This is a genomic window from Pseudomonas sp. GW821-FHT07B01, from assembly GCF_059419065.1.
In genome coordinates, this window is sequence record NZ_JBWKRA010000005.1 from 138,617 (window position 1) to 165,323 (window position 26,707).

At 59.3% G+C, this 26,707-nt stretch carries 19 protein-coding genes; 6 read left to right on the plus strand and 13 right to left on the minus strand.

The window, feature by feature from the left end; all coding sequences use genetic code 11:
- Positions 1–73: 73 nt before the first annotated feature.
- Entirely contained in the window at positions 74–535 is a 462-nt protein-coding gene (locus tag AC07S6_RS07945) for an LEA/WHy family protein (RefSeq protein WP_014718730.1), read from the minus strand.
- 12 nt (positions 536–547) lie between these two features.
- Entirely contained in the window at positions 548–1,978 is a 1,431-nt protein-coding gene (locus tag AC07S6_RS07950) for a nucleobase:cation symporter-2 family protein (RefSeq protein WP_032901653.1), read from the minus strand.
- A 233-nt stretch (positions 1,979–2,211) separates the two neighbouring features.
- Between AC07S6_RS07950 and AC07S6_RS07955 the strand changes: the two genes are divergently transcribed.
- A complete protein-coding gene (locus AC07S6_RS07955; RefSeq protein WP_020301098.1) occupies positions 2,212–3,837 on the plus strand; it encodes a methyl-accepting chemotaxis protein in 1,626 nt (541 codons plus the stop codon).
- A gap of 844 nt (positions 3,838–4,681) precedes the next feature.
- Here the strand turns inward: AC07S6_RS07955 and AC07S6_RS07960 are convergent.
- The 5 genes from AC07S6_RS07960 to AC07S6_RS07980 form a co-directional block, all read right to left on the minus strand.
- Positions 4,682–5,659 carry a 2-hydroxyacid dehydrogenase gene (locus AC07S6_RS07960; RefSeq protein WP_495112029.1) on the minus strand — a complete coding sequence of 326 codons (978 nt, stop codon included), beginning with the start codon at positions 5,657–5,659 and terminating at the stop codon, positions 4,682–4,684.
- Positions 5,656–6,948 carry an MFS transporter gene (locus AC07S6_RS07965; protein ID WP_054897474.1) on the minus strand — a complete coding sequence of 431 codons (1,293 nt, stop codon included), beginning with the start codon at positions 6,946–6,948 and terminating at the stop codon, positions 5,656–5,658. The genes AC07S6_RS07960 and AC07S6_RS07965 overlap by 4 nt, the downstream gene beginning before the upstream one ends.
- A gap of 45 nt (positions 6,949–6,993) precedes the next feature.
- Positions 6,994–7,935 carry a sugar kinase gene (locus tag AC07S6_RS07970; RefSeq protein ID WP_198791057.1) on the minus strand — a complete coding sequence of 314 codons (942 nt, stop codon included), beginning with the start codon at positions 7,933–7,935 and terminating at the stop codon, positions 6,994–6,996.
- Positions 7,928–8,710 carry a sugar phosphate isomerase/epimerase family protein gene (locus tag AC07S6_RS07975; protein WP_495112030.1) on the minus strand — a complete coding sequence of 261 codons (783 nt, stop codon included), beginning with the start codon at positions 8,708–8,710 and terminating at the stop codon, positions 7,928–7,930. Before AC07S6_RS07975 ends, AC07S6_RS07970 begins: the two co-directional genes overlap by 8 nt.
- Positions 8,711–8,805: 95 nt before the next feature.
- A complete protein-coding gene (locus AC07S6_RS07980) occupies positions 8,806–9,885 on the minus strand; it encodes a LacI family DNA-binding transcriptional regulator (RefSeq protein ID WP_495112031.1) in 1,080 nt (359 codons plus the stop codon).
- Between the two features lie 248 nt (positions 9,886–10,133).
- Between AC07S6_RS07980 and AC07S6_RS07985 the strand changes: the two genes are divergently transcribed.
- From AC07S6_RS07985 to AC07S6_RS07995, 3 genes are all read left to right on the plus strand, one after another.
- Positions 10,134–12,083 carry a hypothetical protein gene (locus tag AC07S6_RS07985; RefSeq protein WP_495112032.1) on the plus strand — a complete coding sequence of 650 codons (1,950 nt, stop codon included), beginning with the start codon at positions 10,134–10,136 and terminating at the stop codon, positions 12,081–12,083.
- A gap of 140 nt (positions 12,084–12,223) precedes the next feature.
- Positions 12,224–14,218 carry a hypothetical protein gene (locus AC07S6_RS07990; protein ID WP_495112033.1) on the plus strand — a complete coding sequence of 665 codons (1,995 nt, stop codon included), beginning with the start codon at positions 12,224–12,226 and terminating at the stop codon, positions 14,216–14,218.
- A 222-nt stretch (positions 14,219–14,440) separates the two neighbouring features.
- Complete coding sequence (locus AC07S6_RS07995) at positions 14,441–16,696, plus strand: autotransporter outer membrane beta-barrel domain-containing protein (RefSeq protein ID WP_495112034.1); 2,256 nt, start codon at positions 14,441–14,443, stop codon at positions 16,694–16,696.
- 76 nt (positions 16,697–16,772) lie between these two features.
- On the opposite strand, the gene AC07S6_RS08000 is transcribed toward AC07S6_RS07995, so the two are convergent.
- The 4 genes from AC07S6_RS08000 to AC07S6_RS08015 all read right to left on the minus strand — a co-directional run bounded on the left by AC07S6_RS08000 (position 16,773) and on the right by AC07S6_RS08015 (position 23,327).
- Entirely contained in the window at positions 16,773–18,116 is a 1,344-nt protein-coding gene (locus AC07S6_RS08000; protein WP_495112035.1) for a carbohydrate binding domain-containing protein, read from the minus strand.
- Positions 18,117–18,254: 138 nt separating this feature from the next.
- Positions 18,255–18,896 carry a DUF1345 domain-containing protein gene (locus AC07S6_RS08005; protein ID WP_495112036.1) on the minus strand — a complete coding sequence of 214 codons (642 nt, stop codon included), beginning with the start codon at positions 18,894–18,896 and terminating at the stop codon, positions 18,255–18,257.
- A gap of 183 nt (positions 18,897–19,079) precedes the next feature.
- Positions 19,080–22,178: a multidrug efflux RND transporter permease subunit gene (locus AC07S6_RS08010; RefSeq protein ID WP_495112037.1), complete on the minus strand. Its 3,099-nt coding sequence runs from the start codon at positions 22,176–22,178 to the stop codon at positions 19,080–19,082.
- Positions 22,179–22,184: 6 nt separating this feature from the next.
- Positions 22,185–23,327, minus strand: a complete 1,143-nt coding sequence (locus AC07S6_RS08015) for an efflux RND transporter periplasmic adaptor subunit (RefSeq protein ID WP_014718714.1) — start codon at positions 23,325–23,327, stop codon at positions 22,185–22,187.
- 171 nt (positions 23,328–23,498) lie between these two features.
- On the opposite strand from AC07S6_RS08015, the gene AC07S6_RS08020 reads away from it, so the two are divergent.
- The gene (locus tag AC07S6_RS08020; protein WP_003190934.1) at positions 23,499–24,200 is read left to right on the plus strand and encodes a response regulator; all 702 of its coding nucleotides are present in this window, start codon (positions 23,499–23,501) and stop codon (positions 24,198–24,200) included.
- 3 nt (positions 24,201–24,203) lie between these two features.
- On the plus strand, positions 24,204–25,505 hold the full coding sequence (locus AC07S6_RS08025; RefSeq protein WP_072447837.1) for an ATP-binding protein: 1,302 nt from the start codon (positions 24,204–24,206) through the stop codon (positions 25,503–25,505).
- Here the strand turns inward: AC07S6_RS08025 and AC07S6_RS08030 are convergent, their stop codons facing one another.
- Positions 25,506–26,180, minus strand: coding sequence for an anti-sigma factor (locus tag AC07S6_RS08030; RefSeq protein WP_197883479.1), 675 nt, complete (start codon positions 26,178–26,180; stop codon positions 25,506–25,508).
- On the minus strand, positions 26,177–26,707 hold the full coding sequence (locus AC07S6_RS08035; RefSeq protein ID WP_034127671.1) for a sigma-70 family RNA polymerase sigma factor: 531 nt from the start codon (positions 26,705–26,707) through the stop codon (positions 26,177–26,179). Before AC07S6_RS08035 ends, AC07S6_RS08030 begins: the two co-directional genes overlap by 4 nt.

The following is a 26,707-nucleotide window of genomic DNA, read 5'->3' on the forward strand; positions in this document are numbered from 1 at the left end:
GTCATTCAATTCATCTGTTACTGACGCACCGCCATCGCAGGCAAGCCCGCTCCCACATTTGGTTTTCAGCCACTTACCAGGTGGCGGTGTTCGGCAAGTCCAGGGTGCCACGCTCTACAAAGCGCATGGTGCCGAACAGGCCTCCCGCCAGTTTGCCGCGCAGCACGTAGGGCAGGTTGTTCAGGCTTTGGGTCTGGCTCAGGCCCAGGGTCTGGCGCAACACCGAAAACGCCGAAACGCTGACCGGCACCATCAGTACGGTTTCAGAAAAGCGTGGGATGCTGCCAGCCTGATCGCTGACGCCAGAAGCGAGTGGCCGGCCATTGACCTCCAGGTCCAGGGCCACGCCGTTGTAGTCGATTGCCGCTTCATTGGGGTTTTGCACCCGCAGCTTCACGGCAAAGCGCACTTCCAGGTCCTGGCTTTGCAGCGGCTCGATGCCCACCACATTGATGTTCACCGGGTCGCGGTTGGGGAACAGTGCGCAGGCGCTCAAGGTCAGCAGCAACAGCGATACAACCATGAGCTTGCGCATAAAGAAATGCTCCTACTTTTGGGTGACGTCCGGGTCCTGCATGACCTTGAGGGTAGAGGACTCCGGCTCGAATTCATCTTCTTCCAGCTCTATGAACTCTTCGGGCAGGAAAATGTTCAGCAGGATTGCACAGAATGCGCCCACGGTGATCGGCGATTCGAAGATGTTGTGCAGCGCCTTGGGCAGCTCGCGCAGCACTTCCGGCACCGCGGCGACGCCCAGGCCCATGCCTAGGGAAATCGCCACGATCAGCACATTGCGCCGGTGTAGGCCCGCTTCAGCGAGGATCTTGATGCCGGCCACGGCCACGGTGCCGAACATGATCAGGGTCGCGCCACCCAATACGGGCTTGGGCATCAGTTGCAGTACCGCGCCGATCATCGGGAACAGCCCCAGCAGCACCAGCAGGCCAGCAATGAAGTACGCCACGTAGCGGCTGGCTACGCCGGTCAATTGGATCACGCCGTTGTTCTGGGCAAAGGTCACCATCGGCAGGCTGTTGAAGGTGGCGGCCATCGCGGAGTTGAGACCGTCGGCCAGCAGGCCGGACTTGATGCGCTTGATGTACAGCGGGCCCTTGACCGGTTGCTGGGAAATCATCGAGTTGGCGGTCAGGTCACCAGCGGCTTCCAGGGGCGAAATCAGGAAAATCACCGCCACCGGGATAAACGCCACCCAGTCGAACGAGAAACCGTACTTGAACGGCACCGGCACGCTGATCAGCGGCACCTGGGGAAGGGCGGCCATGTCGACGCGGCCCAGCAGCCACGCCACTACGAAGCCCAAGGTCAGGCCGATCACGATCGAACCCAGGCGCAGGAACGGGTTGTTGAAGCGGTTGAGTACCACGATGGTCAGCAGCACCAAGGCCGCCAGGCCCATGTTGCCTGCTGCGCCCAGGTCGCTGGCGCCATAGCCGCCAGCCATGTCGGTGACGGCCACCTTGATCAGCGACAAGCCCATCAAGGTGATGATGGTGCCGGTGACCACCGGGGTGATCAGTTTGCGCAGTTTGCCGATGAACTGGCTGAGCACCACTTCGATAAACGCCGCGAAAAAGCAGATGCCAAAGATCGTCGAGAGGATTTCATCGGTGCCGCCGCCCCGGGCCTTGACCATGAACCCGGCGCTCAAAATCACGCTGATAAAGGAAAAACTGGTGCCTTGCAGGCACAACAGCCCCGAACCCACCGGCCCGAAAGTGCGCGCCTGCACAAAGGTGCCAAGCCCCGATACAAACAGCGCCATGCTCACCAGGTACGGCACTTCGCTTTCCAGCCCCAGTACGCCGCCGACGATCAGGGTGGGCGTGATGATTCCGACAAAACTCGCCAACACATGCTGCAACGCGGCAAAAATCGCGGCGGTGAAGTGCGGGCGGTCTTCGAGGCCGTACATGAGGTCGGATTTATAGCGCGGGCGGGGGGCTTGAGCGTCAGACAAAATGATGGCTCGGGTCAGAAAATGGAGGCGCAGGATGCCAGAAAGTGCCAGGCGCCTGAAGTGTAAAAAAATATTTATAAAAACCCTGCGCTAAAGCCGTGGCCCAGCCGATATCAAGCATAGGCCCACACTACAACGACAACAGTGGTGACCAAGGTCTGGGCAGCGCGTTGACGCTGACGGATCGTTTCGCGGCAAGGATGCACGCAAACACTACTTCTGAGAGCAGCCCTATGTCCCTCCGTCACCTGAATATTGCCCCTCGCGCGTTTATCGGTTTTGCCTTCATTGCGGTTCTAGTGGTGCTGTTGGGCGTGTTTGCGGTCAACCGCATGACGCAGATGCGCCAATCCTCCCAGGACATGAGCGCGAACCAGCTGCCCAGCATGACCCACCTGGGCACCATCACCGAAAACGTGCTGCGCATGCGCATCCTGTCGTTTCGCGTGCTGGTCAACCGCGAGCCTGCCGCCCTGCAGGAGGCCGAGACCCGCATTGGCGTGCTGGCTGACAAGGTCAAGACTGCCCAGGCCAAATACGCCACGCTGCCTGCGGGCGCGGAGGAGGCTGCGCTGTACAAAGCCTTCGGCGTTACCCTGGACAACTACCTCAAAGCCCAGGCCGAGATGGTGGCATTGTCCAAGCAAGGCAAGGTCGATGAGATGCGCGCTCTGATCAACAGCCGTATCAAGGACGGCACTGACCAGATGGGCGAGCAACTGAACAAGCTGATCGCCATCAATGCGGCCGACGCCAAGCAGGCCGACGAGGATGCCGGGCAAAGCTACGAGGGCGCGATCACCGGCGTGGTGGCGGTCTCCGTGGTGGCGGCATTGCTCACCGTGCTGCTGGCCTGGTTGTTGACCCGCAGCATCGTGACCCCGCTGCGCAAGGCCGTGGAAGTGGCCGAGACCATCGCCGCCGGCAACCTCAGCAAAACCATCGAGGACGATGGCAAGGACGAACCGGCGCGGTTGCTCAGTGCGCTGTCGACCATGCAAGCCAGCCTGCGCCAGACTATCCAGCACATCGCGGGTTCGGCCACGCAACTGGCTTCGGCGGCGGAAGAGTTGAGCGCGGTCACCGAGGAGGCCTCCCGTGGCCTGCAACAGCAGAACAATGAAATCGACCAGGCCGCCACGGCCGTCAATGAAATGACGGCGGCAGTGGAGGAGGTGGCGCGTAACGCGGTTTCCACCTCCGAGGCGTCCGGGCAGTCCAATCAGGCGGCGCGGGAAGGCCGTGATCGAGTGATGGAAACCGTCGGCGCGATCCAGACCATGACCCAGGACGTGCAGAACACCTCCGCGATGATCGAGGGCCTGGCCGCTCAGGGCCGGGATATCGGCAAGGTGCTGGATGTGATTCGCGCGATTGCTGAGCAAACCAACCTGCTGGCGCTCAACGCAGCGATTGAAGCCGCCCGTGCCGGCGAGGCCGGAAGGGGCTTTGCGGTGGTCGCCGATGAAGTGCGCGCCCTGGCCCATCGCACCGCGCAGTCGACCCAGGAAATCGAGAAAATGGTCGCCGGCATCCAGAACGGTACCGGGGAGGCAGTGCAGTCCATGCAACAGAGCAACCAGCGCAGCCAGACCACCCTGGAAATGGCACGTGCAGCCGGCGCCTCACTGGAGCAGATCACTGCGTCTATCAGCCTGATCAACGAACGCAACCTGGTGATTGCCAGCGCTTCGGAAGAACAGGCCCAGGTCTCCCGCGAGGTGGACCGCAACCTGGTCAACATCCGCGACCTGGCCACCCAGTCGGCGGCGGGCGCCAACCAGACCAGCGCGGCGAGCCATGAACTGTCGAGGCTGGCGGTGGATTTGAATGGGATGGTGGCCAGGTTCGTCGTCTAACTGCTGCCACAACACCCTGTGGGAGCTGGCTTGCCTGCGATAGCAATCTTACAGTCAGCACATCATGGGTTGGCTTACCGCTATCGCAGCATAGGGATCTACACAACTTGGGCCAGTGCTGGACCTGTGGCGAGGGCGCTTGCTCCCGTGACGGACTGACAGCCGACGCTGATCTAACTGACGCACCGCAATCCAAATGTGGGAGCTGGCTTGCCTGCGATAGCAATCTTACAGTCGGCACATCATGGGTTGGCTTACCGCTATCGCAGCATAGGGATCTACACAACTGTGCAGTTCGCCGAAGCCACCGGTAACTACGATGCGAAGCGAGCCGCTCTTGATCTTGATCTGCTTTTGATCTTGATCTCAGGCGTCCCGTTAAACCACGCTGGCCGAACGCAGGCTTGAATTCGTGGGTAACCCGGCAGGACGCCGGGTTAGCCGTCCTGGGCTAAGGATGGCCCATGACGGCGACCCACGGATTCAAGCCGGAGTGAGGGCACACCGAGCCTAAGCGAGGTGCCGAGTGGTGGGGCAAGAGCGTTTTGCTTACTTTTGCGCTTTTCAAAAGTGAGCCGCTGTAAAAGCGGAACCATAAGCAGCCATGACCTAAATAATGGATATGTACACGGTCTGATCCAAGATTGTGGTCGGCTCTCAGGCCGCCTTCGCAGGCAAGCCAGCTCCCACAGTTTGATCGTGGGGTGTCAGGTAGAGAAGCGTCGGCTGTCAGTCCGTCACGGGAGCAAGCTCCCTCGCCACAGGTCCAGCGTCACACCAAAGTTGTGTAGATACTTATGGCTATCGCAGGCAAGCCAGCTTCCACCTTTGCTCTTGTGTTGTGTCAGTGCCGCCATGCCCCTGGATTCACCAGGTTTACCGGCTTTTCGCCAGCCAATGCCGCCAGGAGATTATCCACCGCACACTTGGCCATCGCCTCCCGCGTCTCATGAGTGGCGGAGCCGATATGCGGCGTGGCTACCACATTGTTCAACCTCAGCAACGGCGATGCGTGATCCAGCGGCTCCTTCTCAAACACATCCAACCCCGCCGCGCGGATAGTGCGTTGCTGCAACGCCTGCACCAGCGCCGCCTCGTCCACCACCTTGCCTCGGGAGATATTGATAAAAATCGTCTCCGGCCCCATCAGCGCGAATTCCTCGGCGCCAATCAACTTCTCGGTTTCAGCGGTCAACGGCAGGGTCAGGCAGACAAAATCAGCCTCTTGGAGCAAGTCCTGCAAGCTGCGGTACTGCGCGCCAAAGCGCGCTTCAACCGCCGGCTTGGGTGAGTGGCTGTGGTAGATCACCGGCATGCCGAAGCCAAAATGCCCGCGTTGGGCCAGGGCTTCGCCGATGCGGCCCATGCCGATGATGCCCAGGGTCTTGCCATGTACATCACTGCCAAAATGCGCCGGGCCGATGTTTTTGTTCCATTGGCCGGCGCGCACCATGTCGGCCAGCTCGACCACGCGCCGGGCGGTGGCCAGGATCAGCGCAAAGCCAGTGTCGGCGGTGGTTTCGGTGAGCACGTCCGGGGTGTTGCTGAGCAGGATGCCGCGTTGGGTCAGGTAATCGATATCGTAGTTGTCGACGCCCACCGAGACGCTGGCCACTGCTTCCAGCTTGGGTGCCAGGTCGAGCAACTGGGCATCCAGGCGCAGGCTTGCACCCAGCAGGCCGTGGGCGGTGGGGAGGGCATCGCGCAGCTTGGCCAGGCCGGTTTCATCCAGAGCGTCAATCAGCGTGACGTCGACCTGCTCATGCAGGCGAGCCATGAGCGGCGCGGACAGTTTTTTGTACAGCACGACAGATTTTTTCATGAGGTTTTTACCTTCAATTCCAGGGTTGGCGTCGGCGAGCGGTCACTGGCGCCGGGCTTGAGGAAAATCGTCAGCACCACGGAAAGCAGCAGCGCGCCGCTCATCAGCAGGTACGAAGCGCCGGGCGAGCCGGTGCTGCTGTTGAGGTAGCCCACCAGGTACGAGCCACCGAACGAGCCCAGGGCGCCCATGCTGTTGATCAGCGCCATGGCGCCACCGGCGACGTTGGCTGGGAGGATTTCCGGGACGATGGCGAAAAACGGGCCGTAGGGTGCATACATGCAGGCCCCGGCGATCACCAGCAGGGTGTAGGACCACCAGAAGTGTTCGGCGCCCAGCACGTAGGACGCGTAGAAGGCAATCGACGCAATCAATAGCGGCGGCCAGACAAAACGCTTACGTTTCTGCAGCTTGTCCGAACCCCAGGACACCACGAGCATGCCAATCACCGCCGCCAGATAGGGCAGGGCCGAGAGCCAGCCGGCTTCGACCATGTCCATCTGCAAACCGGCCTTGAGGATTGATGGCAACCACAGCACGAAGCCGTACACGCCAATGCTCCAGCAGAAAAACTGCAACGCGAGAATGATCACCTTGGGCGAACGGAACGCCTCGGCGTAGTTTTTCACGGCCTTGATCCCCACCTGCTCGGCGGCGAGGGCGGTTTCCAGGCTGTGCTTTTCGGCGTCGCTCAGCCACTTGGCATCCTTGGGGCGCTCATCGGCCAGCTTCCACCAGATAAACGCCCACAACACCGCCGGCAGGCCCTCGATGATGAACATCCAGCGCCAGCTGAAATGCTGCACCAGGTAGCCCGACACCACCGACATCCACAGCATGGTGACCGGGTTGCCGAGGATCAGGAAAGTGTTGGCCCGTGAGCGTTCGGCACGGGTGAACCAGTGGCACAGGTACACCAGCATGGCGGGCATCACGGCAGCCTCGACCACCCCGAGCATGAAGCGGATGACGATCAGCATGTAGGCGTTGGACACCACGCCAGTCAGCGTCGCCAAGCCGCCCCAGAGGATCAGGCTGACGAAGATCAGTTTCTTGACGCTGCGCTTTTGCGCATAGATCGCCCCCGGCACCTGGAAGAAAAAGTAGCCAAGGAAAAACAGCGCACCGAGCAGCGAAGACATGCCTGGCGTGATCATCAGGTCTGCGGCCATGCCGGACGCGGCGGCGAAGCCGTAGTTGGCGCGGTCGAGGTAGGCCAGGCTGTAGGTGATAAACACGATAGGCATGATGTACCACCAGCGACGGGTGGCGAGTTTCACGGTTTCCATGGGGTTGCTCCTGAGCTTGTTGTAGTTGTGGCAACAGGTAATGGGTCACGCAACGGATCGGGTGGGTAATTCAGCGCGGGTCGGCAAACCCTCCATATCGCCACGGCTCTGCACGGCGCGGCTGCCGATCCAGTTGCCACGCTGTACGGCCTCGGGGAAGCTTGAGTTTTCCAGCAGGGCGCTGATCATGCCCACGGCAAAGCCATCGCCGGCACCCACGGTATCCACTACGTTGGCCACCGGTACGGCGGCGACAAAACCCTGGTCCATATGGGTGCGGTAATAGGCGCCCTCGGAGCCGAGTTTGATCGCCACGGCTTCGGCGCCCTGGTCGAGATAGAACGCGGCGATGTCTTCCGGGTCGTCAAAACCGGTCAGCAGGCGACCTTCGCTCAGGCCCGGCAGGACCCAGTCGGCCAACGCGGCCAGGGCATTGATGTCGCGGATCATCTGCGCTTGGCTGGCCCACAGGGACGGGCGCAGGTTCGGGTCGAACGACACGCTGCGCCCGGCCTTGCGCATTTGGGTCATCAGCTCGAACGACAGTGCGCGAGTGGCATCGGACAGCGCCGGCGGAATGCCGGTGGCGTGCAGATGGCGGGCTTGCAGCAGCGTCGGATGGATGGCATCGATGCACAAGTGGCTGGCCGCCGAGCCTCTGCGAAAGTACTCCACTTGAGGATCTGCGCCGGCCTCTTCCCGAGATTTGAGTTGAAAGCCGGTGGGGTGCAGCGGGTCGACGGCCACATGGCGGCAATCGAGCCCCTCTTTGGTCAGGGTATCGACCACAAAACGCCCGAGGGAGTCGTTACCCACGCGGCTCAGCCAGGCCACGTTGAACCCCAGGCGCGACAGGCCGATGGCGACGTTGCTGTCGGCGCCGGCAATGCGTTTGTGAAACTGCCCGACCTGGGCCAGGTCGCCGGTCTGTTCGGCGACAAACATCGCCATGGTTTCGCCAAACGATAGGATATCGATCTCAGACATGGGCGTTCTCCACATGGGGTTGGCCAAGGCGGGCCAGGGTCGCAACCTGTTGTGCGGTGACCTCGATCAGGTCATCGCCCTGCAGCGGAAATTCCACCGCGCGGGTAATACCTTGAGTCATGTGTTTGAGCAGTTGTTCCCACAGATGCAGGTCGGTGGCGCCCGGCGGCAAGGCGACGAGCTTGCCATCGGCGCGACGGGCCACGGCCTTGCAGTGCAGGTAATCCACATGCCGGCCCAGCAACCGCGCAGCAGTGAGCGCGGACTGGTCTTGCCACTGCCAGTTACCGATATCGAAGGTCATTTTCACCGGCAGGCCCAGGCGTTCGACTTCGGTAAAAAACCGTTGCATCGGTTCAATGCGCCCGCCGTGCAGGGTCTGATCGTTTTCCACCAGCAGCTTGACCGGGTGGCGATTGAGCAGGGCGTGCAGGCTTTCCATGTCGTTTGTGTCGGTGAAGTAACCGAGGGACACCTTCAGCCAGCCCGAGCCAAAGGCCTGGGCGCGGTCCAGGGCAGCGGCCAGCTCGGCATTGGGTTGGGCACGGCCGGCGACCCACAGCTCCAAGGGCGAGGAAAATACTGATTCCAGACCTTGTTCTGCAGCGGCCAGGGCCAGCTCGGCCGGTTGCTCGGTGGTGAGCAATTCTTCACGCCATTCAATGCGCTGGGCACCAGCGGCGCTCAGCAGCGCGACAAAACTCAATTGGCCCTGCTGGCGAACCAGGTCGGCGCCGTAGCTGGAAAGGCTGATGGAGACGGGGTATTTATGCATTGTTGTTTACCTCTGAAACCGGTTTCATTTTTATCAACAAGAACACACTGACTGTTTGTGGCGAGGGAGCTTGCTCCCGTTTGACTGCGCAGCAGTCACCGGCTCTTGGCGGCGCTTCGCACCGCAGCGGGAGCAAGCTCCCTCGCCACAGTAAAGCCAGGGTCATAAGGGGGCGTCGAGCCGCGGATAATCAGCTCGGGTAAAAAATCCAGGGTGCGGGTGGGGGCGGTATCGCCGCGCAGGCGCTTGAGCAAACAGTCGAAGGCGCTGGCGCCAATCGCTTGCGTCGGTTGGGCGAGGGCGGTGATGCCGTTGCCCACCAGCGGGTACCAGTCCAGGTCATCCAGGGCGATCAAGCCCACCTCGCCGAACAGGTCGCAGCCCAGCGCCTTGAGCACCCGGGTGCAGGCCAGTGCGGCCACGCCGTTGGCGCAAAACAGTGCCTTGGGGCCGGGTTTGGCGAGAAAGGCTTGCAGACGCTTTTCCAGGTTGCCATCCAGTTCAACCACGGCGCCTGTCAACGCCGGGCGCTTGGCAATTTCGTGGTTGAAACTCTCCAGGCGCTCCAGGCGTGAGCTGGTACCGTCTGTGGTCTCGCTTACGAGCAGCACGTCGCGGTAACCCTGCTGCTCCAGGTGTTCCACCGCCATGCGCACCGCCGCCGGGTTATCCAGGCCCACCAGGTCGCTGTGCAGCGGCTCGACCTTGCGGTCCACCAGCACCAGAGGCATTTCCTGTTGCAGCTCCAGCAGTTGGTCGAGGTGATGGCCGAGGGTGTTCACGATCAAGCCTTCGATGTTGTAGGAGCGCAGCGCCGCCAGGTGTTGGCGCTCTTGCTCGTCATCGCGGTCGGTGTTGCACACCACCAGGCTGTAGCCGTGCTGACGGCAGGCGGTTTCGACGCCGTGCATCACGGCAATGGAATAGGGGTTGCGGATGTCGGCCACCAGCATGCCGATCAGGCGGGTGCGGCCACGTTTCAAACCACGGGCCATCTGGTTGGGGCGGTAGCCAAGCTGTTCGATGGCTTGCTCGATGCGCAGCGCGATCGCGTCGGAGAGCAGGGCGCGGTCATCGCCGATAAAACGCGACACGCTGGCTTTGGACACGCCGGCGCGTTGGGCGACGTCGAGCATGGTGACACGGGTGCGCTGGGCGGCGGAAAAAGGAGTCACGGTCGCGGGCCTTTCTTATTGGAATTTTCTAGGCCTCAGTCGGGAATACCCAGGCTGAAACCGGTTTCAGGAAACCTCAAGTCAACCGTTTCGTCAAGCATCCGGTGTGGATGGAATCGGCTACCAAGCGACGAATGGCAGTGCCTACCTGTTAGTTCTGACAGTATTCGATACCGCAGATTGCGCGTTTAATGGGTCGCAAGCACGCCTTTGGGGTGTAGGTACAAGCGGTCTGACGGGAGAGTCTGATGAGCGCTCAAAAAAACACTGGAAGTAGACTTTCACGCAACGGCATTTTCCGATTGGCCGATATTGAGGTGCCCATTCTGGATGATGCTAATCCGCCGATTCCTGAGGGCTACATACCTCATCAATATCTTGATACCGATCTTGTTGTGCGCATTCCGCAACTGTGGGATGACGCTGCGCAGGCCGGCGAGTTCAATATTGTGGAAATCGTTTGGTCACGCAGCGGAGGCGAAGGTGTCCCTCCTTTCAAGGAGCGGTGGGATGGCCCCATTACCAAGCCTTTCCCTTTTTCCGTCACCGTGCCGCGCGACTATCTGGAAAATGACGGTACCGTCCGGCTGGCTTATCGGATCACCGACGAAACCGGTATACCAACAACCTCGGACTTCCGTACCCTGGTAATTGACCGGACGCCGCCAAACAATAACGTTACGCCGCCAACCCCTGCCTTCCCGGTGGGTACGATAGATGAGGATTATCTGGCCCGGTATCGCACAGTCGATCTGGTATTGGCTGCTTACCTCAGTCGGCGGGCTTATGACAGGGTCTATTATTATGTTTCTGACCAAAGTCCTCCACCCGACAGCGCACCGAGCGGTTATGTAGAGTTTCCCGACGAAAATAGCCCGCTTGTTCTTCCTATTCCTGGGGAGTTGTTTCGCTTGTACCGCAACGGTACTCAATACGTTCACGTGCGCCTTCAAGACCGCTCCGGTAATCGAGGCCCCAGGTCCGACCAGTCGCCCGTTGAAGTCCGATTAAAGGAAGCGCCCTCAGACCTCAAACCTCTTGTCATCCCTGCCATGGCAAGTGGCTTGATCAATCGGCACGATGCCCGGATTGGCGTTGTAGCCAACGTTCACTATGACAACTGGAATGCTCGCGATCTTGTCATCATTCGCTGGGGCAGTACCCTGCTTGCCGCGCAGGAAGTTACCGAGATGCCGTTCAGCGCCGGTATCCCGTGGTCGAAGTTGATAGAGATGGGCATGGGACTCGCAGAAAGTGCGGCCACTTACACCATTACACGATACGGCAGTAATACTCCCACGTTGCCTAGCCCCCCTACATTAATTCGCTGGGACTTCAGGGTTGCAGGGCAAGACCATATCAACGCCCCCGCGTTGCTTAATCTCGACTTGCCAACAGTGACTGTGTTTGGCGAGGGCTCGAAGACGGATAACCATATTGATATACGTGATAAGGATCAGCGCGTATATGCCAGCGTCCTGCTTTATCACCAGCCTCGTGATGGTGAGGTGTTGGAGTTGTTCTGGGGGGGCTTTCCCAGTATGGATAAACCGGTGGCAAGTTATATTGTTGATACCGGTAGTGGCGATGCTGAAGGCGTACGCGTGACGTTCAGCGATATTCCTTGGCAGGTGATTGTCGATGCAGGGAATGATGAAAAACTACGAGTGTACTACTCGACATTCAATGGCGTTAATGAGCAACTTTCCAATTTTACTGAAGTCATGGTCGATGTTGTCCCTCCGCAGGTATTAAGGCGTGTTGAGTTTCCAAGTGCCAATAGCAATATGTTTATAGGGTGTGATGCTAACCCGGCTATGTGGGATCACATACCTGTCCAGATTCTTCCGGAAACGGTCTTTCGCAAAGATGACGATCTTGTCGTGGAGTGGCAGGGCTATGAAGAGTTTGCGGGAGGGGGACAGGCGATTACATCAACTGCGGACACCCTGACGCATCGGCTGACTGAAGAAGAGGCGAAAAAAGGTTATACCTTCGAACAACGCAACTATGACGAGAAGATTAAACCCATCAAGTCACCAGATCCTCAGAGCCCGGGAAGTTCGGTGTCGGTTATCTATACGTTGTGGCGCAAAAACAGAGTGATAGGCTCTTCAAGATTACGCTATGCAAAAATTGATCGTAAAAGAGTGGGCAATATCTATTGCGGGCCGAATGGTGATGGCCCTGAAGACTAGATGAGTAGTTGGTCGTCGATGTAAGTTGCAGTGTTTAGCAGTGGCAGCGCAACGGTTGTTCTATTTGAAACGTGTCTTGTTTCGAAGGCATGTGTTTGTTCGATTGTCTTGGTGTTACTCAGTGCAAAAGGAGAATACAGATGGCAACGTTGAGTAAGAAACAAAAGGCCGCCATTGCATCACGCAAGGCCAATAAAGAACTGCTGTCCCAACGCAGAGCGGGTGTGCTGGCGATGCCCCTGCCCACGTTTGACGCGTTGAATGAGGATGGGTTGATTACTAAGGAGGCTTCGAAGAAACCGCTTCCTGTAACGTTTGATATTGTGGAGTTTGCAGCGGACGAAGGTTTTGACCCGGAACTCAGCAAACTTGCAGTGCATATGCGCGGTAGAGGGGCAACGAACTGGGGGGCCCCGATGTACATTGTAGAGTTTGATCCAAGGTTACCTAGCCACCAACCAATTGATCAACCGTTCACCCGGGACATTCCGGCGGCCCGTTTGGTGGAGGGGCAGCATGAGGTCGGCTACATCTTTTATGAGGATGACTCTCCGTCGCAGTTGTTGGTAGGTACGCCCCTGGAGATCGACCTCACCCCGCCGGAAGACCCCAGGCACCCGGCAGCGCCCTCGTTCCCTGATTATTTGGCGTCGAAAGGTGAAATTACTGAGCAGGATGAGGAGGAGCACCCTGAAGGGATGGTATGTACATTTGCCGACTATCCCATCTCCCGGCGCGCCGGTGATAGGATCGAAGTCTTTTTTTCACCGGATTTTTCTTCACAGCTGTCTGAGCCTCTTGACACCTTTCCTGTGGAGGATTCGTTGAGTTTTACGCTGCCGTGGGACCTTATTACTGGTAATAAAGGAGGGCAGAACTACTTGTTCTACCGTCTGTGGGACCTTGCAGGGAATGTCAGCAAAGACTCGGTGCCTGCGCGAATTGAGTTGAACCTGACACCCGCCCCTGATCCGCAGGAAGCCTATGTGCCGTTGGCGCTTCTTCCAGGTGACGGACTGCTTGATTTGCAAGACCTTTATGAGCCGACTGGCGTTCACATTGCTATTCCAGAATATGAAAATAATTTACCCGATATTGACGTGATCGAATTGACCATTGGCACGCAGGCTCCGGTACGTTTTGACGTTAAGTTCCATCTGCCATTTCCGTTAATGCTGCCTGTCGGCAGGGATGTCCTTTTGGCCCATTATGGTGGAGGTGCTGGCGAGATCCCCTTGGAGATCAACTATTTTGTTGATCGCAATGGGACGTCAACCGATGCGCCTCCTCACACTATCAATGTCGATTTTTCTGCGCCTGGCCCGGTTCCGGGTGAAGACCCAGAAAACGACTTGCTCGCGCGCGTACGGGTCTTCGGCGTCGACCCGACTTTGGATAATGAGCTCACAGTCGACGACTTCAATAGGGACGCTACCATCGAGACCGTGCTTTGGGGCACTCCTCCTCCTGCGCCGGGTACGATAATCAAATGGTATTGGGGGGATCTGGCCCACCAGTTTGATGAATTGGAACTGACGACCGAAGGGGCGGGTGCCACTCTTACGCGAACTGTGCCTTGGTCAATCATTCGTACAGTCGGCAATAGAACGGTCCCAGTGTTCTATACGCTGGGATGGCCGACTAATGACAATACCCAGCGCTCACTTACGCAGAATGTGGTTGTGGCGGCAAACAAAGTCGAATTGGAAGAGCCAAGGTTCGCCAAGGCGACCGCATTTTTGGCGTGTACCGACCTCAATCGAGCGACTCGCGAGGCGACGGTCAGGGTTCCTGGTAATACAGTGTATTTCCAAGAGCACATGGTCGTTCGATGCGAATTCCGCGTATTCAGCGACATTACCGGAGACACTCAGTTGGGCACTACACTGCCCCTAAGCTCGCCGCAGCTGACGCCCGACATGGTTTCCAACGGTTTCGACATAAAGATCCCCTACACGGCCCTTCGGCCGGCGGCACGCAATTCGGTGGACTTTCACTATTTTGTGCCGATCCCGGGTGAAGGAGAGCAGCGTTCGCAGAGAGCCTGGACCCGTACACGGTTCACCGACTTGAACGGGCTTTATTGCGAGGAGCAACCGCCCACTGGACTAGAGGATAGCCTGGTAGAGCAATAGACTGCAGACTGCGGGGTGCTTCGGCACCCTTCGGTTGCACCGCGCGCGCTTTGCGCTTTCACACAGCTAGTCTCCTCATCTCTACCTCTATGTTCGGATTAATCCTACATATTACGGTAAGCCTGATCTGTAACTTTGCGGCCTTGAATGGCCTGGCTCCGCCCCTCTGGAAATAGGCCGAACAGTTCCGTTCTGGAATGCCTGTTAAATGAGTGGTGTCTTGTGAAGATCAATTCGTACTTTAAATTAAAACCCCTGGTTGCAATGATGCAGGTGCCCTCTGTTGTGACCTTGTTGCTTCTGGCGCCAAATGCCCATGCTCGGCTGATCGAAAATGGCACTGAAACCATCCGGCATGATGACTATATCGATACCTTTGAATTGCAAAATGCCACGCTTAACGTCATAGGGGGCTGGACGCAGGCCATTTATGCTAATGCCTCGAACCTGAATGTCAGCGCGAACGGTACGATCCTGGGGACGGTTGTCGCTCAGAACGGCTCTAACGTGGTTGTCGACAACAGCCGTGTCACTGCTTCCGGGGCGTACGAAACAGGCGTGACACTGCTCAGCAGCACTGCGCAGATCAACGACAGTGTGATTTCCAGTACCGATTACCATGGTTTACTGGTGAGCAAATTTACAAACTCAACCGACATATCCACCGCGACGGTCAATGGCAGTGTCCTGGTGGGAGCAACCGGCGGTGCAGTTGTTAACGGTGGCAGTGCGCTGGAGTTGGTGCGTAGTCAGTCAATCGGCACGGGGGCCGACAGCTTTGGGTTGAAGCTGCACAGCTCAGCGGCACGGGCTTTCGGGAGCAATATTTCAGGCGGGCGTAACGGTATTGAAATGTCGTTTGACCGGCATGCGCCCGGGCCTAATACCCTTGTCCTGGACCATTCTCATGTCACGGGTACCACAGGTGCTGCGTTGCTCGTAGACGGTGCTCGAGGCCAGGGCGCGGTGGCGAATATCGAGGTGCGCAACGGTTCGACGCTTACCGGTGGTAATGGCAACTTGCTGGAAGTCAAAGGCGGCTCGACGGCGAATATGAATATCGCCAATAGCCAGCTCAAGGGCGATGTCGTCGTCAGCAGTGGTAGCCAGGCTCACCTTCAGCTCACTGAACTCGCCTCATTGACTGGCCGCCTGGAAAACGTTTCGTCGTTGAGTCTTGGCGAGCAATCCATGTGGATCATGACTGGCAATAGCCAGGTGGGTGATTTGCGCCTCGCCGATAGCACGGTCAAGTTTGGGGATAGTGATGCGTTCTATCAACTCGACCTTGAGAGCTTGTCGGGCCAAGGCACTTTTGTCATGGGCACTGATTTCGCTCAGGGCCTGACGGACTTCCTGAACATTACGGGTGACGCAACCGGCCATCACGACCTGTTGCTTACCAGCAGCGGTACAGAACCGGTAAACCCAGGTGATGTCCATATCGTTCACACGGGTGGCGGTGATGCACAGTTTGCGCTGGTAGGCGGTAATGTGGATGTTGGGGCCTGGTCCTATGGCCTCCGGCAAGACGGTAATGATTGGTTCCTTGACCCGAATAATCGCACTGTCAGCCCAGGCACCCGGTCGGTATTGGCCTTGTTCAACACTGCACCAACCGTGTGGTATGGCGAGATGACATCTTTGCGCAGTCGCATGGGAGAGATCCGGCATAACGGCGCCGCAGCCGGTGGTTGGTTGCGTGCCTATGGCAACAAATATGAGGTCAGTGGTGGTGATGCGGGTGCCTATGAACAAAGCCAGCGCGGGTTCTCTTTGGGGGCGGATACCCCCTTGGGAGAAGGCCAGTGGTTGCTGGGGGTAATGGCGGGTCACAGTACGTCTGACCTGGATCTCAGTCGGGGTACGTCGGGTACCGTGCAAAGTTACTACGCAGGTCTGTATGCCACTTGGTTGGATGAAGAGAGTGGTTACTATTTTGACGGCGTCATCAAAGCCAACCGCTTGAACAATGATTCCACAGTCGGTTTGAGCGACGGCAGGCAAGCGAAGGGCAAATACAGTACAAATGCCTTGGGTGCGTCTGTGGAAGCGGGCCGTCATATCAAGCTGGATAATGATTTCTTTGTCGAGCCTTTCGCCCAAGCGTCCGTGGTTACAGTACAAGGCAAGAGCTATAGCCTGGACAACGGTCTTAAAGCCAAGGGTAACCACACCGACTCCGTGCAGGGCAAGTTGGGGGTGACGGTAGGCCGCGACTTTATGTTGGATGACGGCAGTATGCTCCAGCCTTACTTGCGTGGTGGCATTGCCCACGAATTTGCCAAGAGCAATAAGGTGTCGGTCAATAACCAGACATTTGACAATAACCTGTCGGGGTCTCGTGTCGAGGTCGGAGTGGGTGTCGCCCTGACACTGTCCCAAAATATGCAATTGCATGCAGATTTTGACTACGGCCAAGGCAAGCACGTGGATCAGCCATGGGGGGCAAATTTCGGCGTGCGATATAGCTGGTAATCAGGCAGTGCCACCGTATTCCAACGATGCTTGAAAACGCCCCGAGGTTCGGGGCGTTGACTTTCATGCCTGGGTTTTATCGAGGTTGAATGGTATTAACACGGGTAGGTCTGCGCCGTGTGGTTCTATCGAGGCTGAACAGCATTTGCATACGCAGTTCTTGGTTGTTGACATCCATAAGATAGACGTCGAGTGCGCCCGTGACCGTATGGTCGTCGGAATTATGATAGAACTCGACGGTGCCTCGATGTGCTTGATAAGCCGGGAGGGGCGTTTCATTAATGGTCATCAGGATGACGGTTAACTGATGTTCGTCACTGTCTTTCTCCAACTGATAACGGCCAGAGTCCGTGGTAGTGGGGTACTTGAAAATGACCACCTGTCTTGACGTTTCTGTGGGCGGTATCTTCATGGCGCCTTCGGCCAGCCAGAAGTTGTTTTTCAATTCATGTTTACGAAAGTCCGCCTTGAAGCTCTTGCTTCCGATCGAACCTTGAAAAAAACGTTCTGCGGATTCCTGGCGGGCAGCTTTTCGGGCATTGGCATTGCTCATGGTACGGTTCTCCTGCGATGGGCGGTACGTGTGTGTGCGATGAGGGCGGTTTTGATTAATCGTTGGCACGGGGGCTGATTTCAGGGACAGGTTGTCAACCACGAGGAAGGTGGTGCCTATCACTTCCAAGGTGATCTCAGTCACGCCTGCAGGGATGGTCAGCGACGACGTATAGGTATCCCAGTCGCCGCCCCCCCGAAGTTCTATCTGTGGCGCGTTACCGGGTGCAATATGGAATATCGCGAAACCGTGCCCTCCGGTTGGCGTCATGGCATCGATGGAAAAATCATAGGTCTGGCCGGGTGTGACCGCGATCTCTTGTTCGATGGACCCCCCCAGGTTTGCCTGGCACTCGTTGTCGGAAAATGTCACGGAGGAGCCCACTGGCCGGTTGGCTATCCAATGATCGCCGTTGTCGGCGAAATCACCGTTACGGATCAACTCGACAGGGATGACCACGCCGCCGTCTTCCACCAGCCGGAGGCTATCGAACCAGACGTCGCCAGCATCACCCATCAGTTGGAGCGTCAGCCCGGTAGTGCCGGCAGGCGGGCTAAAGGTGCTCACATGATGGGTCCAGCCATGGTTCCCTGTTAGCGTGATTGTTTCAGTCGCACCTGAGGGCTGCCATACCAGTCGGGCTGACCCGGCGCCGTTATGGGTAATCAACGTATACAGGCTGAAGGAGTAGGCGGCGGTATCGGAAACCGATATGTCTTGTTCCGCCCGGCCTCGCCCCGTGATTACGCAATTCTGGCGGGAAAAATCAACTCGGCCTGGAGCGGTGGCAGTAACGTTCCAATAGCGTTCACGATGGGCGAAGTTGCCATTGAGCACCAAGTTACTGTTCATTGGTTGTGTTGACATGGATCAGCCCCGTGCCCTTGGATGGGTTGGTTGTGAGCGATTCAATTCAGCGCCATAAGCACGCGCTGCACAACTGTCAGAACTAACAGGTTTGCCTGTCCATTCGTCGGTTTTCTGTACCCATACGCTTAGCCAGGCCTAACCAAACAACCCTGCCGCAATATTGATCGAGAACCCCAGGATCGCGGTGTTGAACAGAAACCCGATCAACGATTGCCCCAGCACCACTTTACGCAAGCTTCGGGTGGCGACACCCACGTCCGACGTCTGCACGGCCACGCCGATGGTGAAGGAGAAATACAGGAAGTCCCAATAATTGGGGGTGAGCAAGCCCTCGGCAAAGCGCAGCGCCGGCTCCTTGCCTTGCCAGGTGTAATAGAGCCTGGCGTAGTGCACGCTGAAAATCACCCCGATCAGCAGCCAGGAGCCGATCACTGTCAGTCCGGTAAAGCCGTAATGCAGCAGGCGTTCGGAAGTGGCCAGGTCCTTGCTGCCTACCAGTTCGAAGGTGATGGTGGCCAGGCTGGCGATGGCGGCGATGCACACCATGAACAGCACCAGGCCGGCGTTCTCGTCTTCGACTTCGGCGATGCGCTTGACGTCTTCGGCCTTGGCGCGAATGGTCAACCAGAGCATCAGTATCAGGTAGGTCCAGACCCCGGCGTTCCAGCCGATCAGGATTTTGCTGGCAAGGGTGTCGGCCGGCACCAGGAGGCCGACCGCAAGGCCCAGTACGGCGGCGGATGAGAGGCGAGGGTGGGTGCGGGCGAGGAAGGGCATGGTGGCTCACAGATAGCTATTTAGGAGCACCATAGCTTATTCGGATGTACCTGATCATGAATGCAATCGATAACCCTGTGGGAGCTGGCTTGCCTACGATAGCGTTGGTTCAGGTAACACTTATGTCGCCTGTGCCGGCGTCATCGCAGGCAAGCCAGCTCCCACATTTGGCTGCGGCGTTGATCAGTTTGCTTTATGGCGCTTGCGCACCAGCTTCATCACCACCACAAAGAACACCGGCACAAACACCACCGCCAGCGTCGCCGTGATCATCCCGCCAATCACACCGGTACCAATCGCCTGCTGGCTTGCCGAACTGGCCCCGGTGGCAATTGCCAGTGGCACAACGCCTAGGATAAACGCCAGCGAGGTCATGATGATTGGTCGCAGTCGCAACCGTGCCGCTTTCAAGGTGGCGTCGATCAAATCCTCGCCCTGGTCATACAGGTCCTTGGCGAACTCGATGATCAGAATCGCGTTCTTCGCCGACAGGCCAATGATGGTGATCAAGCCGACCTTGAAGAACACGTCGTTGGGCATCCCGCGCAAGCTCACGGCCAACACTGCACCGAGCACACCCAGCGGCACCACCAGCAACACCGAGGTGGGAATCGACCAGCTTTCATACAGCGCGGCCAGGCACAGGAACACGATCAGCAGCGACAGGCCCAACAGCAGCGGTGCCTGGGAACCGGACAAGCGCTCCTGCAACGACAAGCCCGTCCATTCCTGGCCCAGCCCGGCGGGCAGTTGGCTGACCAGGCGCTGGATTTCGTTCATGGCCTCGCCGGTGCTGTGCCCCGGCGCCGCTTCGCCGCTGATGGCGATGGCCGGGTAGCCGTTGTAACGGGTCAACTGCGTTGGGCCCTGGGTCCACTTGGCTTCGACAAAGGCTGACAGCGGCACCATTTTTCCCGCGTTGTTACGCACATGGATCTTCATCAGGTCGGCCACCTGGCTGCGCTGGTCGCCTTCGGCCTGCACCACCACGCGCTGCATACGGCCCTGGTTGGGGAAGTCGTTGATATACGCCGAACCAATCGCGGAGGACAGCACGTTGCCCACGTCGGCAAACGAAACGCCCAAGGCGTTGGCCTGCTTGCGGTCCACTTCCAGCTGCACTTGCGGTGCTTCGGCCAGGGCGCTTTCACGCACGTTGGCCAGGATCGGGCTTTTCGCTGCAGCGTCCAGCAATTCAGTACGCGCAGCCATCAACCCGGCGTGGCCGACGCCACCTCGGTCCTGCAAACGGAACTCGAAACCACTGGAAGTGCCCAGTCCGTCGACCGGTGGCGGCAGAACCGCGTAGGCAATTGCGTCCTTGAGTTCGCTGAAGGCCATGTTGGCGCGGTCGGCAATCGAGGCAGCGGAGTCATCACTGCCACGTTCTGACCAATCCTTGAGCGTGGTAAACGCCAGCGCGGCGTTTTGCCCGGAACCCGAGAAGCTGAAGCCCATGATCATGGTGGTGTCACCCACCCCAGGCTCGCCTGCGTTATGCGCGTCGATCTGTTCGGCCACCTGCACTGTACGGTTCTTGCTGGCGCCCGGCGGCAACTGGATATCAGTGATGGTGTAGCCCTGGTCTTCCACCGGCAGGAACGAGGAGGGCAGGCGGCTGAACAACAGCCCCATGCCCACCAGTAATACCAGGTAGATCAGCAAATAGCGGCCGCTGCGCTTGAGGGCATAGGCCACCCAACCTTCATAACGGTTGGTGAGGTGCTCAAAGCGCTGGTTGAACCAGCCGAAGAAACCACCCTTGGCATGATGCTCGCCCTTGGCAATCGGCTTGAGCAGCGTGGCGCACAGTGCCGGCGTCAAGGTCAGGGCCAGGAACGCCGAGAACAGAATCGAGGTGGCCATCGACAGCGAGAACTGCTGGTAGATCACCCCCACCGAACCCGGCATGAAGGCCATCGGCAGGAACACCGCCACCAGCACCAGGGTGATACCGATGATGGCCCCGGTGATCTGACCCATGGCTTTCTTCGTCGCCTCTTTGGGCGACAGGCCTTCGGTGGCCATGATGCGCTCGACGTTTTCCACCACCACGATGGCATCGTCTACCAGGATGCCGATAGCCAATACCATGCCGAACATGGTCAGCACGTTGATCGAGAAGCCCAGCAGCAACATGGTGGCGAAGGTGCCCATCAGCGCGATCGGCACCACCAGCGTGGGAATCAAGGTATAGCGCACGTTCTGCAGGAACAGGAACATCACCGCGAACACCAGCGCCATCGCCTCCAGCAAGGTGTAGACCACCTTGGTGATCGAGACTTTGACAAAGGGCGAGGTGTCGTAGGGAATCTTGTATTCCACATTGGCAGGGAAGTAGCGCGACAACTCGTCCATTTTCGCCCGCACCAGCGTTGCGGTACTCAATGCATTAGCGCCGGGCGACAGTTGCACGCTGACGGCGGTAGACGGCTTGCCGTTCAGGCGCGTGGAAAACTGGTATTCCTGGCTGCCGACCTCCACCCGTGCCACATCGCCGATGCGCACGGTGGAGCCGTCGGGGTTGGCCTTGAGTACGATGTCGGCAAACTCCGCCGGGGTGGACAGTTGTCCCTTGACCAGCACCGCCGCGGTGATCTCCTGGGTGTGAGTACCCGGCAGATCACCGATGCTACCCGCTGAGACCTGGGCGTTCTGGGCGCTGATCGCGGCGTTGACGTCGGCCGGCGTGAGGTTGAAACCGATCAGCTTCTGCGGGTCGATCCAGATACGCATGGCGCGTTCGGCGCCATACAACTGAGCCTTGCCGACCCCGTCCAGTCGCTTGAGCTCGTTCATCACGTTGCGCGCCAGGTAATCACTGAGCGCGACGTCATCGAGCTTGCCGTCGTTGGAGGTCAATGTGACCAGCAGCAGGAAGCCGGCGGAGACTTTTTCCACTTGCAAGCCTTGCTGAGTCACGGCCTGGGGCAGGCGCGGCTCGACGACCTTGAGGCGGTTCTGCACATCCACCTGGGCCATTTCCGGGTCGGTGCCCGGCTGGAAGGTCGCGGTAATGGTCGCTGAACCCAGGCTGCTCTGGGATTCGAAATACAGCAGGTGATCGGCGCCGTTGAGCTCTTGCTCGATCAGGCTGACCACGCTCTCATCCAGGGTCTGGGCCGAGGCGCCGGGATACACCGCGTAGATTTCCACCTTGGGTGGCGCGACGTTGGGGTACTGCGCCACCGGCAATTGCGGGATCGCCAGGAAGCCCGCCAGCAGGATAAACAGGGCCACCACCCAGGCGAAGATCGGGCGGTCAATAAAGAACTGCGGCATGACGGGTTATTCCTTTACGAGCGGGCTGTCGTCCACTTCAACTTTTTCACCGGGGCGTGCGTGTTGCACGCCCTCGACGATGATGCGGTCGCCGGGTTTGAGGCCACTGGTGACGATCCAGCGATTGTCGACCACTGCACCCAACTCCACCGGCTGCTGGCTGACGGTCTGCTCGGCGTCCAGCAGCAACACCATCGGGATACCGGCGCTGTCACGGGTGATGGCGCGTTGCGGCACGCTGAGGCCTTGCTTGTCCACGGCCTGTTCCACGCGCACCCGCACAAAGCTGCCGGGCAACAGGTCGAGGTCCGGGTTGGGGAACTCGCTGCGCAGGATGATCTGCCCGGTGCCCGGATCGACGCTGATATCGGCGAAGAGCAATTTACCCGGCAACGGGTACAGGCTACCGTCGTCCTGGATCAAGGTGGCCTTGGCCTGGTCCTGGCCGACCTGCTTCAAGCTGCCGGCACGAAAGGCGCGGCGCAGGTCGTTCAGCTCACGGGTGGACTGGGTGAGGTCGGCGTGGATCGGGTCCAGTTGCTGAATGATCGCCAGCGGCGTGGCTTCGTTCTGGCCGACCAGCGCGCCTTCGGTCACCAGGGCGCGGCCAATGCGCCCGGAAATCGGGGCGGTCACGGTGGCATAGCCCAGGTTCAGCCTGGCACGCTCGACGGCAGCCTTGTTGGCGGCCACTTCGGCGTTGGTCTGGCGCAGGGCGGCGCGGGCGTTGTCGTACTCCTGGCCGCTGATGGCGTTGCCTTCGACCAATTGGCTGTAGCGCTGCTCTTGCAGGCGCGCCTGGAACGCATTGGCCTCGGCCTTGCTCAGGTTGGCCAGGGCACTGTCCAGGTCGGCCTTGAACGGCGCCGGGTCAATACGGAACAACACGTCGCCTTGCTTGACGTCGTGGCCTTCGTTAAACACCCGCTGCATCACCACCCCGGCGACCCGGGCGCGTACCTCGGCGATACGCGGTGCGGCGATGCGCCCGCTCAGTTCGCTGGTAATAGAGAGGGGCTTGGCCTGCAGGGTTTCGATCCGCACTTTGGCCAGGGGCATTTGTGGCGTCTCGTCTGCCGACTGACCACACGCGCTCAGCGCCAGTGTGAGGGCCAACAGGCAAAACGGCGCAAACAGATTCTTCGACATGCTCTTATCCCAATATTGACTGGCGCATCCTAGAGGCACCTGCGCCGTGGTGCTGTGAAGCTGTGTAGCGGGTCTGTGAAGAAGTGTAAGGTACGGCGCACGTGGCGTCGGGGGCGTATATCCTTGCACAATCCTGCAACACACCAACAAACAGCATTATTTGGAAACACCATGCCCAACATCCTCCTGGTGGAAGACGACGCCGCACTCTCCGAGCTGATTGCCAGCTACCTGGAACGCAATGGCTACCACGTCAGCGTGCTCAGCCGTGGCGATCATGTACGCGAACGTGCACGCCTCAACCCGCCGGACCTGGTGATCCTCGACCTGATGCTGCCGGGCCTCGACGGCCTGCAGGTGTGCCGTTTGCTGCGCGCCGATTCGGCGGGGCTGCCGATCCTGATGCTGACCGCCCGCGATGACAGCCACGATCAGGTTCTGGGGCTTGAGATGGGCGCCGACGACTACGTGACCAAACCCTGCGAGCCGCGCGTATTACTGGCCCGGGTGCGCACATTGCTGCGGCGCAGCAGCCTGTCCGAACCCCAGGTGGCCAGCGACCAGATCGTCATGGGCAATCTCTGCATTGATTTGTCCGAGCGCACCGTGACCTGGCGCGAACAGGCGGTGGAGCTGTCCAGCGGAGAATACAACCTGTTGGTGGTGCTGGCCCGGCATGCCGGCGAAGTGCTCAGCCGCGATCAGATCCTGCAACGCCTGCGCGGTATCGAGTTCAACGGCACCGACCGTTCGGTGGACGTGGCCATCTCCAAGCTGCGGCGCAAGTTCGACGATCATGCGGGCGAGGCGCGCAAGATCAAGACGGTGTGGGGCAAGGGGTATCTGTTCAGCCGTTCCGAGTGGGAATGCTGAACCATGTTTCGCGTACTGCTGCGCCTCTACCTGATCACCATCGTCACCTACAGTGCGGCGATTTACCTGATTCCCAAGCTGGTGATCCAGCTGTTCGAACACCGCTACATGGACTACAACATCGAACAGTCCCGCGGCCTGCAAAAACTCATGGTCAAGCAGTACCAGCGCGCACCGGTGGAGCGCTGGTCCCAGGTGACCGACCAGTTGAGCCGCGATTTTGCACCCTTGAAAGTGCAACTGTTGCTGCGCCAGGACGCCCGCTACACCCCTGAGGAAGAACAGTTACTGGAGCAAGGCAAACCGGTGATCCGCCTGGGCGAGTGGGGCTGGATGGAGGAAATCAGTTCGCCGATCAACCAGCAGTTCGCGGTCAAGCTGACCGTACCGCCAGACCCGTTGGACATGAACCTGCTGTACTGGTCGATGAACGTGCTGGTCGGTGCCGCCTTGCTGGCGTGCCTGCTGGTGTGGCTGCGTCCGCACTGGCGTGACCTGGAGCGTTTGAAAAGTACCGCCGCGTTATTGGGCAAGGGCCATCTGGAGGCGCGTACGGGGCTCGCACCCAGCTCCAGCATCGGCGGCCTGGCGGCGGTATTCGACACCATGGCCGACGATATCGAGCGCCTCTTGAACCAGCAGCGCGATTTGCTCAATGCGGTCTCCCATGAACTGCGCACACCGCTCACCCGCCTGGATTTCGGGCTGGCCCTGGCGCTTTCCGAAGACTTGCCCCCGGCCAGCCGCGAGCGCCTGCAAAGCCTGGTGGCGCATATTCGGGAGCTGGATGAGCTGGTGCTGGAATTGCTGTCTTACAGCCGCCTGCAAAACCCGGCGCAATTGCCCGAGCGGGTAGAGGTGGCGCTCGACGAGTTTATCGACAGCGTGTTGGGCAGCGTCGACGATGAGTTGGAAAACCCCGATATCGTCATCGATGTGGTCCTCGATTGTGCCGTGGAGCGCTTCAGCCTCGACCCGCGCCTGACTGCCAGGGCCTTGCAGAACCTGCTGCGCAATGCGACGCGCTACTGCGACAAACGCATCCAGGTGGGCGTGCGCGTATGCCCCAAAGGCTGTGAAATCTGGGTGGACGACGATGGCATCGGCATACCGGCGGAGCAGCGCGAGCGCATCTTCGAGCCGTTCTACCGCCTGGACCGTAGCCGCGACCGCGCAACCGGTGGCTTTGGCCTGGGCCTGGCGATCAGCCGGCGCGCCCTGGAGGCCCAGGGCGGCACTTTGACGGCCTTGGCGTCTCCCTTGGGCGGGGCGCGGTTTCGTGTGTGGCTACCTAACCTTTCGTGATCAAAGCACTTTGACTGCGCGGCCGATCCCGTGGATCGGCCCGGTGGGTTTGCCGGTGGGCGAGCCATTGGGCCCTTCCAGCGTCAGTTCAAACAACTGGTTCGGTGCCAGCGGCGGTAGCTTGTCCAGCGGCACCGACAAGGTCTGCCCCGGCTTGACCAGCCCCAGTGATACGGGCCCCTGCCAGCCATCGCCCTTGGTCCAGAACTCCAGGGCTTTGTCGGCAGGAATCTCCATCACCCCCAGTGGAATCAATTGGATCTGCTGATTATCACTGGCCTGCACCACCCAGCCCGGTGCCTGGCTTTGTGGCGCCATCAACACCACCACGAAGCTGGGTGCGGGCATGGGCGGGCGCGTCAGTAATAAAGCCGCCAGCACCACGCTTGCCATCAGGCCAGCAGCGGAAAGCCCGCGCCAGAACGCCAGCAGGTTCCACCACGCCACGCTCGTTTCGGGGGCTTTGATTCCGCGTTCAATGCGCCTCCACAGCTGTGCCGAAGGCGGCACCGGTTGTGCCAGCGCGACCAGAGGCAACAGACGCTGCTCCCAGGCATCCACCGCTGCACGCAGTGCCGCATCATGGGCCAGGCGTTGTTGCACCTCAGCGCGCTGTTCGGCGGGCAGTGTCCCCAGCACGTATTCACTGGCCAGTTCATCCAGGCTGTCGTTCATGCCATGCACTCCCGCAAGGCGGCGAGGCTGCGTTTGATCCAGGCTTTGACGGTACCCAGAGGGGTACTGAGTTTTTGCGCAATTTCGCTGTGGGAGTAACCGTCCACATAGGCGTGCAGGATGCAGGTGCGGCGTGTCGGGTCAAGCTGCTCCAGGCACTGGTGGATCTGCCCGGAGCGTGCCGCAAACTCAACGGTCTGGGCAGGCTCTGCCATCGGTTCATACTGATCGTCCAGTGGTACGTCACGCCCGGCGCTGCGTACAACGTCCAGGGCCAGGTGGCGAGTCACGCTGAACACCCAACCCCGTGCGGAACCTCGCAGGGGGTCGAAACTGCGCGCGCCGTGCCAGATCTTGATAAAGGCGTCATGCACGATGTCCTCGGCCAGTGCCTTGTTGCGGGTAATGCGCAGCGCCACACCGAGCAAGCGGCTGCTGTCCTGCTCATAGAGTTGGTGCAGGGCGCGATGATCGCCGCGGGCGCAGGCTAACAGGCACACTTCATAATCAAAGATGATTTCAGCCAA

What these genes read in the sequence shown, in the direction of transcription:
- AC07S6_RS07945 (WP_014718730.1), bottom strand. Translation starts at nt 535, where the DNA reads ATGCGCAAGCTCATGGTTGTATCGCTGTTGCTGCTGACCTTGAGCGCC.
- AC07S6_RS07955 (WP_020301098.1), top strand. Translation starts at nt 2,212, where the DNA reads ATGTCCCTCCGTCACCTGAATATTGCCCCTCGCGCGTTTATCGGTTTT.
- AC07S6_RS07960 (WP_495112029.1), bottom strand. Translation starts at nt 5,659, where the DNA reads ATGAAAAAATCTGTCGTGCTGTACAAAAAACTGTCCGCGCCGCTCATG.
- AC07S6_RS07965 (WP_054897474.1), bottom strand. Translation starts at nt 6,948, where the DNA reads ATGGAAACCGTGAAACTCGCCACCCGTCGCTGGTGGTACATCATGCCT.
- AC07S6_RS07970 (WP_198791057.1), bottom strand. Translation starts at nt 7,935, where the DNA reads ATGTCTGAGATCGATATCCTATCGTTTGGCGAAACCATGGCGATGTTT.
- AC07S6_RS07975 (WP_495112030.1), bottom strand. Translation starts at nt 8,710, where the DNA reads ATGCATAAATACCCCGTCTCCATCAGCCTTTCCAGCTACGGCGCCGAC.
- AC07S6_RS07985 (WP_495112032.1), top strand. Translation starts at nt 10,134, where the DNA reads ATGAGCGCTCAAAAAAACACTGGAAGTAGACTTTCACGCAACGGCATT.
- AC07S6_RS07990 (WP_495112033.1), top strand. Translation starts at nt 12,224, where the DNA reads ATGGCAACGTTGAGTAAGAAACAAAAGGCCGCCATTGCATCACGCAAG.
- AC07S6_RS08000 (WP_495112035.1), bottom strand. Translation starts at nt 18,116, where the DNA reads ATGTCAACACAACCAATGAACAGTAACTTGGTGCTCAATGGCAACTTC.
- AC07S6_RS08005 (WP_495112036.1), bottom strand. Translation starts at nt 18,896, where the DNA reads ATGCCCTTCCTCGCCCGCACCCACCCTCGCCTCTCATCCGCCGCCGTA.
- AC07S6_RS08010 (WP_495112037.1), bottom strand. Translation starts at nt 22,178, where the DNA reads ATGCCGCAGTTCTTTATTGACCGCCCGATCTTCGCCTGGGTGGTGGCC.
- AC07S6_RS08015 (WP_014718714.1), bottom strand. Translation starts at nt 23,327, where the DNA reads ATGTCGAAGAATCTGTTTGCGCCGTTTTGCCTGTTGGCCCTCACACTG.
- AC07S6_RS08020 (WP_003190934.1), top strand. Translation starts at nt 23,499, where the DNA reads ATGCCCAACATCCTCCTGGTGGAAGACGACGCCGCACTCTCCGAGCTG.
- AC07S6_RS08025 (WP_072447837.1), top strand. Translation starts at nt 24,204, where the DNA reads ATGTTTCGCGTACTGCTGCGCCTCTACCTGATCACCATCGTCACCTAC.
- AC07S6_RS08030 (WP_197883479.1), bottom strand. Translation starts at nt 26,180, where the DNA reads ATGAACGACAGCCTGGATGAACTGGCCAGTGAATACGTGCTGGGGACA.